The following is a 14,077-nucleotide window of genomic DNA, read 5'->3' on the forward strand; positions in this document are numbered from 1 at the left end:
TGAAAGCTTATGGCCGTTCGTTTTCGACCATCATCGCCTGAACCTCGGCCTCGGCGACGACCACGCCATCGACCTTGCCCTCGCAGGCGAATTTCAAAAGATTGCCGCGCTTCTTGAGCTTGCGCACATGGATCAGCAGCTGGTCGCCCGGAACAACGGGCTTGCGAAACTTGGCACCATCGATGGTCAGGAGATAGACGAGCGACGGCTTTTCCGCACCTGCGGCGCGAATACAGATGGCGCCGGCAGTCTGCGCCATCGCCTCCAGGATCAGCACACCAGGCATCACCGGATGTTCCGGAAAATGGCCCATGAAGTGCGGCTCGTTGACCGTGACGTTCTTGACCCCAATGGCGGAATTGTCGCCATCGATATCGATTATGCGGTCGATCATCAGGAACGGATAACGATGGGGCAGGATTTTCATCAGCCCGATCAGATCGACGACTTCGAGCGTCGAACCGGCCGTATCAGCCATTCTTGTCCCCCTTGGAATGCTTCGTAAATGCGCGGATCGCCGAGAGCTCCCGAAAGAAATCGCGCATCGGCTGCGCGGGCATGCCGGCCCAGCGTTCGCCCGCGGGAATGTCATACATCAAGCCGGAGGACGCGGCCACCTGTACCCTGTCGCCCACGGTGATGTGGTCGGCGATGCCGACGCGACCACCCAGCATGACATAGTCGCCTAATGTCACGGAACCGGAGAGACCGCAATGGCCGGCAATGATGCACCCTCGGCCGATGCGCACATTGTGGGCGATCTGGACCAGATTGTCGATTTTCGTTGCTTCCCCGATCACCGTATCGGCCATGGCGCCGCGGTCCACCGTGGTGTTGGAACCAATCTCGACGTCGTCCTGAATGATGACGCGGCCGATCTGCGGCATACGCTCGGGGCCTTTGGCGCCACCGGCAAAGCCAAAACCGTCCTGCCCGATCCGAGCGCCGCCATGGATGATGACACGATTGCCGACCAAGGCATATTGGACACTCGCTCCCGGGCCGACATAACCATCGCGGCCCACATGGCAGTTGCGTCCGATAACAGCGTTAGGCGCGACAACGGTGCCGCTGCCGACATATGCGCCCGCGCCGATCACGGCGCCAGCCTCGATAATGGCCCCTTTTTCGACATGGGCGGTGTCATCGACAAAGGCGTGACGCGAAACACCGGTTTCGGAGGTCAGCGCAACCGGGGTGGCAGCATCAGGATACAACAGCCGACCAACCATGGCGAAAGCCTGCTGCGGGCGCGGATTGATCAACACCGCGACGCCGGCCGGCGCCTTGTCGGCGATATCTGCCGAGCAAAGCACAGCCGCAGCATTCAATGTCGGCATGAGGCCGGCATTGCGCTTGCCATCCACAAAGACCAGGGCCTTGTCGTTGGTGTCAGTGGCCGACGCGATCGTCTCGATGACGGTCTCGGCATATGCCTCATTGGGCAAAGCCGAACCGGTCAGATTCGCGACTTCGGCCACCGTGAACCGGCGCGAAGGCACAAAAAACACCGGTTCGGTCATTCCTGAGCGGTATCCAGCCAAATCAGACCCTGGCCTCCCGGACAGAGAAGTCCGGAAGCCGCCACGGTTCGCAAATCAGAATCGGGTCGATATGCCGAAGTTGAATTCCTGGACGTCGTCCGTGTCTTCCTTCTTGAGCGGGATCGCATAGTCGATACGCAGAGGACCGAACGGCGAAGCCCACATCAGGCCGATACCAGCCGAAGCGCGCAGGCCCGAACCGGTCGTCGACTTGTCGACACCGAAGACGTCGTTGCCATACAGCGTCGCAGCGTCGGCGAAAACAGCACCACGCAGACCAAGACTCTCTGGAACGAGCGGCAGCGGGAACTGCGCCTCAGCCGACGCATTGAAGTAGGTCGTGCCGCCGAGGTGATCGTAGCCACCGCCAGGACGCGCTGCAGCCGGACCGATACCGTTGAACTCGAAACCGCGGATCATGCGGTCGTTGTTCTGGAACATGTCAAAGACGCGCAGTTCCTTGTCGCCATAGCTTGCGATATGGCCAGCACCACCGGAAACGACACCGACGATATCCAGCTCTTCGGACAGCGTCTGGTACATCGAACCGCGCGCCGTCAGCTTGACGAACTTGGCGTCGCCGCCGAGACCGGCAACTTCCACGCCGGCATTGGCATAGATGCCGTAGTGCGGGTTCTTCATGTCGTCGATGGTGTTGTAGATCAACGAACCGCTGACCGACGACTTGATCCATGCGTCACGTGGCTGACCCGTCAGCGGATCGGTGATCGCGTTCTGGATCGCGAGCGACACGTTACACAGATTCGGGTTGAAGATGCCGTTCGAGTCGAAACAGCCATCGTCGTACTTATACTTCTCCTGCGAGATGTTGTAGGCGAGCTGCGTCGTCAGGTTTTGCGTGATCGGCAGACCGAAACGGATGGTTGCACCCGTCGTTTCCGAATCATAGGCATCGTATTCGCGCGTCGAGCGGAAAATATCGAAGCCGGCTGCGATGCGGCGGCCAAGGAAATACGGCTCGGTGAACGACACGCTGTAGTCGCGCGAATGACGACCACCGCCAGCCGACAATTTGATGAATTGGCCGCGGCCAAGGAAGTTGCGTTCGGTAATGGAACCCATCACGGACGGGCCGGGCGTTTCGCCGCCGGTCGAGTAGCCGGCGCCAACCGAGAAGTCACCGGTCGACTTCTCGACCAGATCGACAACCAGAACAACCTGGTCCGGCTCGGAGCCAGGCTGGGTCGAAATGTCGACCTTCTCAAAATAATCAAGCCCTTCAAGGCGCTTTTTCGCGCGCTGCACCAGCACCTGGTTGAAGGCATCACCTTCGCTGAGGTCGAACTCACGTCGAATCACATAGTCGCGCGTGCGGACGTTGCCTCGGATTTCGATACGCTCGATATAGGCCTTGGCGCCCTGGTCGATCGTATAGGTGACCGAGATGGTCTTATTCTCGAAATTACGATCACCACGCGGCGTCACCTGCGCGAAGGCATACCCTTGGCCAGCGACCCGTTCTGTCAACGCGATGATCGAATCCTCAACCTTCTTGGCGTTGTAGGTATCGCCCTTGTAGGTCTGGACCACCGACTGCAGCGCCTGCGCATCAACCTCCGGGATCGAGCTATCGACGCTTATATCGCCGAAATCGTAGCGCTCGCCTTCGTCCACGGTGATCGTGACGTTGTACTGGTTGTTGGTGCTGTCGAGGTCGCCCGTGGCGGACACGACCTGGAAGTCGGCATAGCCACGATTGTAGTAGAAGCGACGCAGCAGTTCCTCGTCGGCCTTGAGCTTATCCGGATCGAACACGTCGTCGCGCAGGATGAACGACAGCCAGCTCGACTTCTTGGTGCCGATGACGTCGGTCAGGCGGCGGCTCGAGAAAGCCTTGTTGCCCACGAAGTTGACGGAAACGATCTTGGTGCGTTCGCCTTCATTGATGTTGTAGACGACGTTCACGCGATTTTCGCCGAGATCCATGATCTGGCTGGTGACCCCGGCGTCGTCGCGGCCAATACGGCGATAAGCCTCCTTGATCGCCTCGATGTCGGCGTCGACCGCAGCCTGCGAATAAGATGAACGAGGCTTCAGCTGCACGCCCATCGAAAGCTGGGCATCCTTGATCTTCTTGTTGCCCTGGAAGATGACCTGATTGACGACCTGATACTCGGAGACGCTGATGACCAGAGCCGAGCCGACCTGATTGATACGGACATCGGAGAACAATCCGGTTCCGAACAACGCCTTCACGGCCTCGTCGATGTCCGCGTTCGAGAACGACTTGCCCGGCTTGATCTTCACATAGTTACGGATCGTTTCGGCATCGACGCGCGTGTTGCCGTTCACATCGATACGGCTCACCACGGCCGCGTGGGCAGCAGACACGGACACAAACTGAACAGCGAGCGAACCCGGAACAACCAGGGCGGCTGACAAAGCCACCGCGGACGCGGCGCTCAGAAACTTGGATGCTGCCTTCATCGGGCTATAAAACCTTTTTCTCGTAGTCCCCACGGCGAGAAAACCGGACGTCGCGGTCATTTTCCCGTACCGTATTAACCGGATTTTCCCTACACGCAAGGCTTCTGGTTAATTTGTATTTACTTCCGTTCCCAGCGTGGCTTTCGCGTCACTCATATCCCTGCTCATGGTAAACGGCGCCTCAACAAAGCCGCTCCACGAGCTAAATTCCTTCATGATTTCAGCATCCAAACAGATCGTTCCAGAACACGAAACCCATGAACCCCAGGACGAGAATCATTCCCGTCCGATAAACCGCCTCCATCATCCGCTCCGATACCGGCCGCCGGATGACAGCCTCGATCCCGTAGAAGAGAAGATGACCGCCGTCCAGTGGCGGAATCGGCAGGAGATTGAGTATCCCTATCCCGACAGACAGCAATGCGGCAAGTTGCACTAGCCACTCGAAGCCAAGCTTGGCGGCCTGTCCCGCCATGCCGGCGATTTTCACGGGGCCACCCAGCTGGCATTTGTCCTCACGCCCGACCGCGAAACGCTTCATGAACAAGCCGGTGCGCTCGATGATCTGGCCGGTCGCCTGCACGGCCGCGACGACTGCGCCACCCGGCGAATAGGTGATGTGCCTGGGCTGGCCGACCTCCTTGTTGGTGGTCACCCCGATCACGGCGATCTTGACCTTGTTGCCGAGCGCATCTTCCTGTTCGGACAATTGCGGCGTAGCCACGACGCTGATGTCCTGGCCGTCACGCAGCATCACGAAGGTGATCGCATCACCCGCCCTGCCCGAAACGAGGCGCTGCACATCGGCAAAACTCTCGACTTTCGCGCCGTCGATGCTGACGAACCGGTCGCCAGGCAGGATACCGGCCTCCGCAGCCGGGCTGCCGGGGCGAACCTCTGCCACGGCCGGTTCCAGCACGGAACGGCCGAAAGTCATGAACAGCACGGCAAACACGGCAATGGTCAAAAGGAAATTGAACAGCGGCCCGGCGAACACGGTTGCCGCGCGTTTCCAGACAGGCTGGGTGTGGAAGGCAACCTTGCGCTCGCTGTCGCTGAGCTTCTCAATATCCTCCTCACCGGGCTGGCTCGAAGTGACATTCATGTCACCAACGAATTTCACATAGCCGCCGAGCGGAATGGCGCATAGCTTCCAGCGCGTGCCACGACGGTCCGTGAAGCCGAGCAATTCCGGGCCGAAACCGACAGAGAAAGCGCGCACGCCGATGCCGCACCAACGGCCGACGAGATAGTGGCCCATCTCATGCACGAACACCACGACGGTCAAAACGAACAGGAACGGCACCAGCGTGCCGAGCACGAAGCCCTGGGTACTCAACAGCGCGGGAAGAAACTCGTTCAATTCACGTCCTCAATGTCCCGGCCTATGGTCTCGCATCGCAAATGTGACACCAATCCAGGCAAATCCGTGGCACCCATGCATGGTGCACGTCGAAATTTCAGACTGGAAACAGCCCCTGTGCCGGATGGTCGGCCGACCCCGCCATCCAGCCAATCAGGTACAGCGCCGCGGCGGCCGCCACAAGCCCGTCGACCCGATCCATCACACCACCATGTCCCGGAATGATCGTGCTGGAATCCTTGGCGCCATGCCGGCGCTTGATCCAGGATTCGAACAGATCACCCGCCTGGGCGACGATTGACAGCACCAGCGCCACGAGCGCGAGCGTAGCGAGATTGGGCAGGCCGAGCACGACCGCAACCAGAACTCCCGCAGCGACACCGAAAACCACTCCGCCCAGTGCGCCGCTCCGCGTCTTGCCAGGCGATATCGCCGGCGCGAGCTTGGGCCCGCCGACGGCCTTTCCAACAAAATAGGCAAAGATGTCTGTCGCCCAGACCACAGCGAACAGGAAAAGCATGGCCGCAAGGCCCGACCAGTCGCTATCGCGCAGAAACGCCAGCGCAAAGCCGGAAAGGCCGGCATAGGCGAGACCGGCGGCATCCCATTGCCCTGTCCCGCGCATCGCCACCCCAATAGCTGCGATAGCAACCAGCAGAGCCAGGATGGCGGCCGTCGTCAAAGCTGGCAAGCCCGCGATGAGCACGCCGAAAAAGACCAGCATCAGGGCTTCCGGGAGAAAGCCGAGGCGGCTTGCACCGCCGGCGCGGGCCATAAGGGTCCATTCATAGAAGATCGCGCCGGCGATCACTGCCGCAAGAAGCCGGAACGGCAAGGCGCCGAACCAGGTCAACGCCAGTACGGCGACACCGAGCACCACCGCGGATATGACCCGAATCTGGAGGTTGCTGAGCCCAGCGCTCATAAGGCAACATCTTGTGCTGCTAGACCGCCAAAACGGCGCTCGCGTCCGCCGAAGTCGCGAATGGCATCGGCCAGATGCTCGCGACTGAAATCCGGCCAGTAGCACGGCAGGAAAACAAGCTCGCTATAGGCAGCCTGCCACAGCAGGAAATTCGAAAGCCTCATTTCACCGCTGGTGCGGATGATCAGTTCCGGATCCGGTATGTCTGCCGTATCCAGGCGCGCGACGAAACTGTCGGCGTCGATCTCATCGGGCGCAATCTCACCGCGGGCGACCGCGGCGGCCAGCTTGCGTGCCGCGCGTACGATTTCGTCGCGGCTGCCGTAATTGAAGGCAATCAGCAGTGTCAGCCTCGAATTGCCCGCTGTCAGTGTCTCCGCCTCTTCGAGCAACTTACGAATGTCCGGTTGCAGGCTGGCGCGATCGCCAAGGATCCTGACCCGCACGCCATTCTGATGCAATTCAGCGAGATCGCGACGGATGAACAGTTTCAGCAGCCCCATGAGGTCCGAAACCTCGGACTTTGGCCGCGACCAATTCTCCGAGGAGAACGCATAAAGCGTGAGATATGAGATACCAAGATCGGGAGCCGCCTTTACGGTGCGGCGCACGGCCTCCACACCGGCACGATGGCCCGCAACGCGCGGAAGACCGCGCGCCTTGGCCCAGCGTCCGTTCCCATCCATGATGATCGCGACATGCGCGGGCGTTGCCATGGTTCTGCTTTCGCGTCGGCCGTGGCCGAGCCTAAACCTGCATGATCTCGGCTTCCTTCTCGGAAAGCAGCCGGTCAATGGTGGTGATCGTCTCGTCAGTCAGCTTCTGCACGAGATCGGAATCCTTGCGATGATCATCCTCGCTGATATCGCCGTCCTTTTCCGCCTTCTTCAGGTAATCCATGCCGTCGCGACGCACATGACGGACAGCGACGCGGGCGTTTTCGGCATAACCGTGCGAAATCTTGACCAATTCCTTGCGGCGCTGCTCGTTGAGTTCGGGTAGCGGGATGCGCAGGTTGGTGCCGTCGACGATCGGATTGAAACCAAGATTGGATTCGCGGATGGCCCGGTCAACCGCGCCGACCATCGATTTGTCCCACACCGACACCGAAATCATGCGCGGCTCCGGTACCGAAATGGTTGCGACCTGGTTGATAGGCATCGCCGAGCCATACGCCTGGACGTTCACGGCATCGAGCAGATTGGAGGACGCACGCCCCGTGCGAAGCGAAGCAAGGTCATGCTTGAAGGCGGCGATCGCCCCGTCCATGCGCCGCTTCAGATCGTTGTAGTCGCCACTCATTGTCGTCTCCCCGGCCCGCTGTCCGGGCCACTTGCGTCAGGGCTGCGCCCTGTTTTCAATTGTCAGCAACCACCGTGCAGTGGCCGCCGCCCTTCAATATCTCGCCGAAACCGCCCTTTTCGTGGATCGAATAGACGATTATCGGAATGTTGTTTTCCCGCGCAAGCGCAATCGCGGCCGTATCCATGATTGAAAGACCCTTATTGATGACTTCGGCATGGGTGATGCGATCAAAACGGGTCGCCGTCGGGTCCTTCTTGGGGTCGGCGGAATAGACACCGTCCACCTGCGTGCCCTTGAACAGCGCATCGGCACCGATTTCGGCCGCACGCAGTGCCGCCGCCGAATCGGTGGTGAAGAAGGGATTGCCGGTGCCGCCAGCAAAGATCACCACCTTGCCCTGGTTCATGTAGGCGGTCGCCTGGCGTTGCGAGAAGCTCTCGCAGAGTTCCGGCATGGCGATCGCCGAAAGCACCACCGCATCGACACCGATCTTGTTGAGCGAAGTGCGCAACGCCAGCGAATTGATGATCGTGGCGAGCATGCCCATGTGGTCTCCGGTCACCCGGTCGCCTCCCTTGGACGCGACGGCCACGCCGCGGAAGATATTGCCTCCACCGATGACCACGCCGACTTCGACGCCGAGCGCCCTGGCTTCAGCGATGTCGGACGCGATGCGGTCGACTACTGACACATCGATGCCGAAATGCTGCTCGCCCATCAGCGCCTCGCCCGACGCTTTCAACAGGACACGTCGATAGAGCGGTTTGGTTGTCATTGGATCCCCTGGGGTCATGTCGCGGGATGGTCCCGGACGAAGCCGGCGCTGTCCCGTGCAGGTTGGCGATGTGCTGCCCCCGATACACGAAGGGCGCGGCCATGTCACGCCGCGCCCGCGCAATGGTCTGGACCTGTTGACAGCGCCCGGCCGCTGCCTTCAACGGACGCCGGCGTATGTACCCTCTACCAGGACATCCGGATGGTAGCCTGCGGGCTTGCCGCCAACCGTGGCGCCGCCTGTGATGCCGCCCTGGATTTCCGATCCGAAGAAGGAATACGGAAATGGGGTGGCAGGGCGACTGACGAGGTCGAGCTTAACCCGCAATTCGGCCGGGATTTCGAAATCCAACGCACCGAGATTGTCGTGCAACTGCTCGACCTTGGTCGCGCCGATGATGATGGACGCCACGCCGGGCTGCGTCGACACCCAGTTCAACGCCACCTGCGCCATGCTCTTGCCGAGCTCGACCGAAACTTTTTCGAGTTCGGCGACGATGGTCCAGTTGCGCTCGTTGAATTTCATGAAACCGGGATTGGTCGTGCCGCGTACCGTTTCGAGACGACCGCTTACCTTGTTTGTGTCGCCGGCATGATATTTGCCGCTGAGCAACCCACTGCCCAGAGGGCTCCACACCATGATGCCCGCACCATGCCGGGTGCCGAACGGCACGAATTCATGCTCGATATTGCGCTCGACCAGCGAGTATTCGAGCTGCAGCGTCGAAATCGGCTCATAGCCGCGAAATTCGGCAACTGCCTGCGCGCGGCTGGCATACCACGCGGGCACGTCGGACAGACCGATATGACGAATCTTGCCGGCGCGTACCAGATCGTCCAGCGTACGCATGACTTCTTCCGGCGGTGTCAGCCGGTCCCAGCAATGCAGAATGTAGAGGTCGACATAGTCGGTGCCGAGCCTTTTCAGCGAAGCGTCGAGCGCCCGCACGATGTTTTTGCGGCCGTTGCCGCCGGTGTTGGGGTCCGGCCCTTCCAGGTTCATACTGAACTTGGTCGAAATGACAGCTCTGTCGCGCAGTCCCCTCTCGGCGATGAACTCACCAAGCCAGGTCTCGGACGTGCCGCCAGTATAGGCGTCGGCCGTGTCGAAGAAATTGCCGCCAGCATCGACATAGGCATCGAACAGCACCCGCGCTGCCGCCTTGTCGGCGCCCCAGCCCCACTCGGTGCCGAAGGTCATGGTGCCGAGCGCCAGCCGACTCACTTTGAGGCCGCTGTTGCCGAGCGTGTAATAGGTCATGGTCATTGGAAGTCTCCTGAAGTCCAAGGCGTCGCGTTGAGAACGGCAAGGTTCACCGACCGGGCGTGGTCTTCACCCAATCGTTGCCGCGCTCATGGGTCTTGTGGAAGGCAAAGGCGTCGACTTCCCAGCCGCCGCTCCCGCGCGCCATCTCCGCCGTGTAGGTGCCCCACACTTCCCACAGGGGGTCACCATTGCCTTCCATGCGGTTCCAGGCGTAGCCGTTCGACTTCACCGAAGCGCGGTCGCCATCAATGGCGATGTCATGGTTGGTGCGCAGGTGCAGGCTGGTCTTGTTGCCTTTCAGATTTCCGGCCCAGCCGGCGATCAGGTCGTCAGCCGGGATCGTGGTTTCGGGCTGGCCACTCAACGAGCTGAAGTCGACCCGCACCCGTTCGGCGAAATAGCCGCGCGCCCGTGTCCAATCCTGCGCGTCCACGGCGCGGTCTATCTGATCGACGATGCGGATCAAGGCACGCTCGTCTACAAGCCTTTGCAGATCTGCGTTTGAAATTTCGGCTGCTGCAACACCGCCCATGTCCGGAGCAGCGGTCACGGCCGCATAAAGGGCCAGGCGCGTCAAAGTGTTCATCGTCTTTCCTCCATTCGGATCGTTCGTTCAATTGGCGTTGTCGATCGGGGAAGTCAGAAAACGCCGCCGCCCGCACCAACGTTCTGGCCGGTCACCCAGCGCGCCGCGTCGCTGGCCAGGAATGCGGCAACTTCGGCAACCTCCTTCGGGCTGCCGATGCGGTCGAAGGCAGACATGCCTGCCGCGACGGCACGATCCCGCTCCGGCAGGAGCTCGGTGTCGGTAAAGCCCGGCGAAACAGCGTTCACGGTGATGTTGCGCGGTCCCAATTCGCGCGACAGCACCCGCACGAACTGTTCCACCGCACCTTTGCTGCCGAGATACAGCGAAGTCTGGCTAAAGAACATTTTTGTGCCACCGGTCGAGATGACCACGATGCGCCCACCGTCGCGCAGCCGTTTCGCCGCCTCCTGCAGGATGAAGAAGACACCCTTGGTGTTGGTGTCGAACACCCGGTCGTAGTCTTCCTCCGAGCTGTCGATAAGCGGCTTGATGATCGCTGTCGCGGCATTCGCCACGACGATATCCAGCTTTCCGAAAGCGGCCTCCGCTTCATTGAACATGCGGCGGATCTCGGCAAGCTTCGACATATCGGCTCGAACCGCGTTTGCCTTTCCGCCCTTCGCCTCGATACCGTTGACGACTTCTCGTGCACGACTTTCGTTCTTGAGATAGTTGATGACGACCGTCGCGCCGCCATCGGCCAGCCGTTCCGCGATCGCGCGACCGATGCCGCGCGAGCTTCCGGTCACGATCGCGGTCTTTCCTTGGAATTGCGTCGACATTGGCTGCTCCTGCTTGATGACGACGCTCAAGATGGAGACTCGAAGATCGATTGATAATGTCGCCTTATTGGCAATCATTATGCGATATTATTCATGAATGGATCGCGATCTGCTCAGCCATTTGCCCGTCATCGTCGCCGTTGCGCGGCGCGGCGGCTTTGCCCCCGCAGCGGCGGAACTCGGCATGAGCCCATCGGCGGTCAGCCACGCGGTGCGGCTGGTCGAGGAACGGATCGGACAGCCACTGTTTGCCCGCACCACGCGCTCCGTCGCGCTGACGGAAGCAGGACGGGCCCTGGTCGCCACAGCCGAACCGGCGCTGGAAGATATTGCCGAGCGCATGGAGCGCATCCGCGCCGTGAAGGGCCGCGCCAGTGGTCTGCTCAGGCTCAACACGTCTCGCGTGGCATTGACGCTCGCCCTGTTACCGGTGCTGACTGCGATGGCGGAGCGCTATCCAGATGTGACAGTCGAGATATTCGCCGACGAGCGCCTGACCGACATCGTCGGAGAGGGTTTCGATGCCGGCGTGCGCCTCGGCGAGATGATCGCGCAGGACATGGTCACGGTGCGCCTGACACCGCCCTTCCGCACCGCCATTGTCGCCTCGCCCGCTTATATCGGCCGGAACGGCAAACCGAAGAGCCTGGGTGATCTCGCCGATCACAACTGCATCGGCTACCGCCTGTTGCGCTCTGGCGCGTTGTACCGCTGGGACCTCTTGGAGGATGGCAAGGATATCAGCGTTGCGACACGCGGCACCGCAATCGTCAGCGACCCGATGTCGGCACGCGACCTTGCGCTCGCCGGCATTGGCCTGGCTTACGCCTTCGAGCCGCTTCTTCAGGCCGACATCGCTGCCGGAAGGCTGGTCGAGGTCTTGCCCGAGACATCTATCGAGGAACCCGGCCTCTTCCTCTATTTTCCGCGCCGCGCCTCGATGGCGCCGAAACTGCGCGCCTTCATCGACACCGCGCAAGAAATCGGCCGGGCATCCTCGCGGACACCCGGCCGATCAAAGACCTAGAAAATAAGCCTGGAGCTTTACTTCTTGACCGCTGCAGCGACCTCGGCGGCGAAATCGCTCTCTTCCTTCTCGATGCCTTCGCCGAGCGCGAAACGCAGATAGGCAGTGATCTTGGCCGGAGCGCCGATTTCCTTTTCGGCCGCCTTGAGTGCCTGCTCGACGGTCAGGTCCGGGTTCAGCACGAAGGCCTGCTTCAGGAGCACGACTTCCTCGTAGAACTTGCGCAGGCGGCCTTCGATCATCTTTTCGATGACGTTTTCCGGCTTGCCTGAGGCGCGGGCCTGGTCGGAGAAGATCGCGCGTTCGCGCTCCACGGCGGCCTGGTCCAGCGCGTCGACATCGAGCGACAGCGGGTTGGTGGCCGCAACATGCATCGCGACCTGGCGCGCGAAGGCGCTGGCCTTGTGCGCGTCACCAGCGGTCTCGATGGCAACCAGCACGCCGAGCTTGCCGAGATTGTCGGCAACCGCATTGTGGATATAGGTCGCAACTGCACCTTCAGAGACCGTCAGCTTGTCCGAACGACGGAAGCCGAGATTCTCGCCGATGGTGCCGACCGCATCCTTGATGGTGTCGGTAACAGACTTGTCGGAACCCGGATACTTGGCAGCGGCAACGGCGTCGGTCTTGCCATAGGCCAGAGCGACCTTGGCGACATTGGCGACGATCTCCTGGAAGGCATCGTTGCGGGCCACGAAATCCGTCTCGGAATTGACTTCGACGATTGCGGCTTCACGCACGCCGGCGTCAACGCCGATCAGACCTTCGGCGGCGGTGCGGCCTGCCTTCTTGTCGGCCTTGGCGATACCCTTCTTACGCAGCCAGTCGACCGCTGCTTCCATGTCGCCATTGGTTTCGGCCAGGGCCGCCTTGCAGTCCATCATGCCCGCGCCGGTGAGGTCGCGCAGTTCTTTGACCTGTGCTGCTGAAATGCTCATTGTCGCCTCTTTGTTTCGCAATAGGCTGGCGCACCATCGAGTCTTCGATGATGCGCCGCGTTCAGGCGCTTAGCGCGCCAAGATATGAAATTGATGAAGGCCTGAAGCGGCCTTCGCCCTTATGCCTGCGGGGTCTCGCCGGCCGGTGTCTCGCTGGCGGTCGGGGTTTCGCTGAGAACGGGCTCACTCGGTGCTTCAGCGGCGGCGCCGATGTCGACACCCAGAGCGCCCTGCTGACGGGCGATGCCGTCGATGGCGGCCTTGGCGATCAGGTCGCAATAGAGCTGGATAGCGCGGGCGGCGTCATCGTTGCCCGGAATCGGGAAGTCGATCTTGTCCGGATCGCAGTTCGAATCGATGATGGCGACGACCGGAATACCGAGGCGCTTGGCCTCGAGAATAGCGTTCGCTTCCTTGTTGGTATCGATCACGAACATCAGGTCCGGTGTCGAGCCCATGTCCTTGATGCCGCCGAGAGCCTTGTTCAGCTTCTCGCGCTCGCGGTCCAGGTTCAGGCGCTCCTTCTTGGTGAAGCCCTGGGCCTCGCCACCGGAAAGCAGCTCATCGAGCTTGCGCAGGCGCTGGATCGAATTCGAAATCGTCTTCCAGTTGGTCAGCATGCCGCCGAGCCAACGCGAATTGACGTAGTACTGTGCCGAACGCTGCGCGGCATCGGCGACGATGTCGGAGGCCTGACGCTTGGTGCCAACGAAAAGCACGCGGCCGCCACGGGCAACGGTATCGGAAACCTGCTTCAATGCCTGGTGCAGCAGCGGAACCGTCTGCGACAAGTCGATGATGTGGATGTTGTTGCGGGCGCCGTAGATGTAGGGCGCCATCTTCGGGTTCCAGCGGTGAGTCTGGTGGCCGAAGTGTGAACCAGCTTCGAGAAGCTGGCGCATGCTGAAATCTGGCAGAGCCATTGTCTAGTTCCTTTCCGGTTGACCTCCACGGGCATTTGACGGTTTCTGGAAAACCGGATCGAAAGCGCATTGCTTTTCGGGGTTTGCCTGAGCCGCCACCGGAGGTTTCAGCCGGATTTCTCCCGGACAGACACCAAAGCCCGTGTGTGGAATGGTCGCGCCTATAACCGTGTTGCAGCGCAAAAGCAAGCC

Annotated in this window: 14 protein-coding genes; 1 reads left to right on the forward strand and 13 read right to left on the reverse strand. The window is 60.9% G+C overall.

What is annotated here, in order from left to right:
- Window positions 1-7: 7 nt before the first annotated feature.
- The 11 genes from fabZ to AO692_RS15190 form a co-directional block, all read right to left on the reverse strand.
- Window positions 8-478, reverse strand: coding sequence for a 3-hydroxyacyl-ACP dehydratase FabZ (gene fabZ, locus AO692_RS15140; RefSeq protein WP_054310883.1), 471 nt, complete (start codon window positions 476-478; stop codon window positions 8-10).
- Window positions 471-1,523 (reverse strand): UDP-3-O-(3-hydroxymyristoyl)glucosamine N-acyltransferase, encoded by a 1,053-nt coding sequence (gene lpxD / locus AO692_RS15145; RefSeq protein ID WP_054310884.1) that lies wholly within the window; start codon window positions 1,521-1,523, stop codon window positions 471-473. The genes fabZ and lpxD overlap by 8 nt, the downstream gene beginning before the upstream one ends.
- Before the next feature lie 75 nt (window positions 1,524-1,598).
- Window positions 1,599-3,992: an outer membrane protein assembly factor BamA gene (gene bamA, locus AO692_RS15150; RefSeq protein ID WP_054310885.1), complete on the reverse strand. Its 2,394-nt coding sequence runs from the start codon at window positions 3,990-3,992 to the stop codon at window positions 1,599-1,601.
- 220 nt (window positions 3,993-4,212) lie between these two features.
- Window positions 4,213-5,355: an RIP metalloprotease RseP gene (gene rseP, locus AO692_RS15155; protein ID WP_054310886.1), complete on the reverse strand. Its 1,143-nt coding sequence runs from the start codon at window positions 5,353-5,355 to the stop codon at window positions 4,213-4,215.
- A gap of 97 nt (window positions 5,356-5,452) precedes the next feature.
- A complete protein-coding gene (locus AO692_RS15160) occupies window positions 5,453-6,280 on the reverse strand; it encodes a phosphatidate cytidylyltransferase (protein WP_054310887.1) in 828 nt (275 codons plus the stop codon).
- Complete coding sequence (locus AO692_RS15165; protein ID WP_082407389.1) at window positions 6,277-6,996, reverse strand: isoprenyl transferase; 720 nt, start codon at window positions 6,994-6,996, stop codon at window positions 6,277-6,279. Before AO692_RS15165 ends, AO692_RS15160 begins: the two co-directional genes overlap by 4 nt.
- A gap of 31 nt (window positions 6,997-7,027) precedes the next feature.
- Window positions 7,028-7,582, reverse strand: a complete 555-nt coding sequence (gene frr / locus AO692_RS15170; protein WP_054310888.1) for a ribosome recycling factor — start codon at window positions 7,580-7,582, stop codon at window positions 7,028-7,030.
- Window positions 7,583-7,637: 55 nt separating this feature from the next.
- A complete protein-coding gene (gene pyrH / locus AO692_RS15175; RefSeq protein ID WP_054310889.1) occupies window positions 7,638-8,360 on the reverse strand; it encodes a UMP kinase in 723 nt (240 codons plus the stop codon).
- Between the two features lie 159 nt (window positions 8,361-8,519).
- Window positions 8,520-9,626: an aldo/keto reductase gene (locus AO692_RS15180; RefSeq protein ID WP_054310890.1), complete on the reverse strand. Its 1,107-nt coding sequence runs from the start codon at window positions 9,624-9,626 to the stop codon at window positions 8,520-8,522.
- A gap of 46 nt (window positions 9,627-9,672) precedes the next feature.
- Window positions 9,673-10,212 carry a nuclear transport factor 2 family protein gene (locus tag AO692_RS15185; RefSeq protein WP_054310891.1) on the reverse strand — a complete coding sequence of 180 codons (540 nt, stop codon included), beginning with the start codon at window positions 10,210-10,212 and terminating at the stop codon, window positions 9,673-9,675.
- 53 nt (window positions 10,213-10,265) lie between these two features.
- On the reverse strand, window positions 10,266-10,997 hold the full coding sequence (locus tag AO692_RS15190) for an SDR family oxidoreductase (RefSeq protein WP_054311213.1): 732 nt from the start codon (window positions 10,995-10,997) through the stop codon (window positions 10,266-10,268).
- Window positions 10,998-11,094: 97 nt separating this feature from the next.
- Between AO692_RS15190 and AO692_RS15195 the strand changes: the two genes are divergently transcribed.
- On the forward strand, window positions 11,095-12,024 hold the full coding sequence (locus tag AO692_RS15195; protein ID WP_054310892.1) for a LysR family transcriptional regulator: 930 nt from the start codon (window positions 11,095-11,097) through the stop codon (window positions 12,022-12,024).
- A gap of 17 nt (window positions 12,025-12,041) precedes the next feature.
- Here the strand turns inward: AO692_RS15195 and tsf are convergent, their stop codons facing one another.
- Together tsf and rpsB are read right to left on the reverse strand one after the other, a co-directional pair.
- Window positions 12,042-12,962 (reverse strand): translation elongation factor Ts, encoded by a 921-nt coding sequence (gene tsf, locus AO692_RS15200; RefSeq protein ID WP_054310893.1) that lies wholly within the window; start codon window positions 12,960-12,962, stop codon window positions 12,042-12,044.
- 119 nt (window positions 12,963-13,081) lie between these two features.
- Window positions 13,082-13,885 (reverse strand): 30S ribosomal protein S2, encoded by an 804-nt coding sequence (rpsB, locus tag AO692_RS15205; protein ID WP_054310894.1) that lies wholly within the window; start codon window positions 13,883-13,885, stop codon window positions 13,082-13,084.
- Window positions 13,886-14,077 lie beyond the last annotated feature (192 nt).

Origin of the sequence: Mesorhizobium sp. 1M-11, from assembly GCF_001303895.1 — a bacterium.
Lineage (GTDB): Bacteria > Pseudomonadota > Alphaproteobacteria > Rhizobiales > Rhizobiaceae > Mesorhizobium.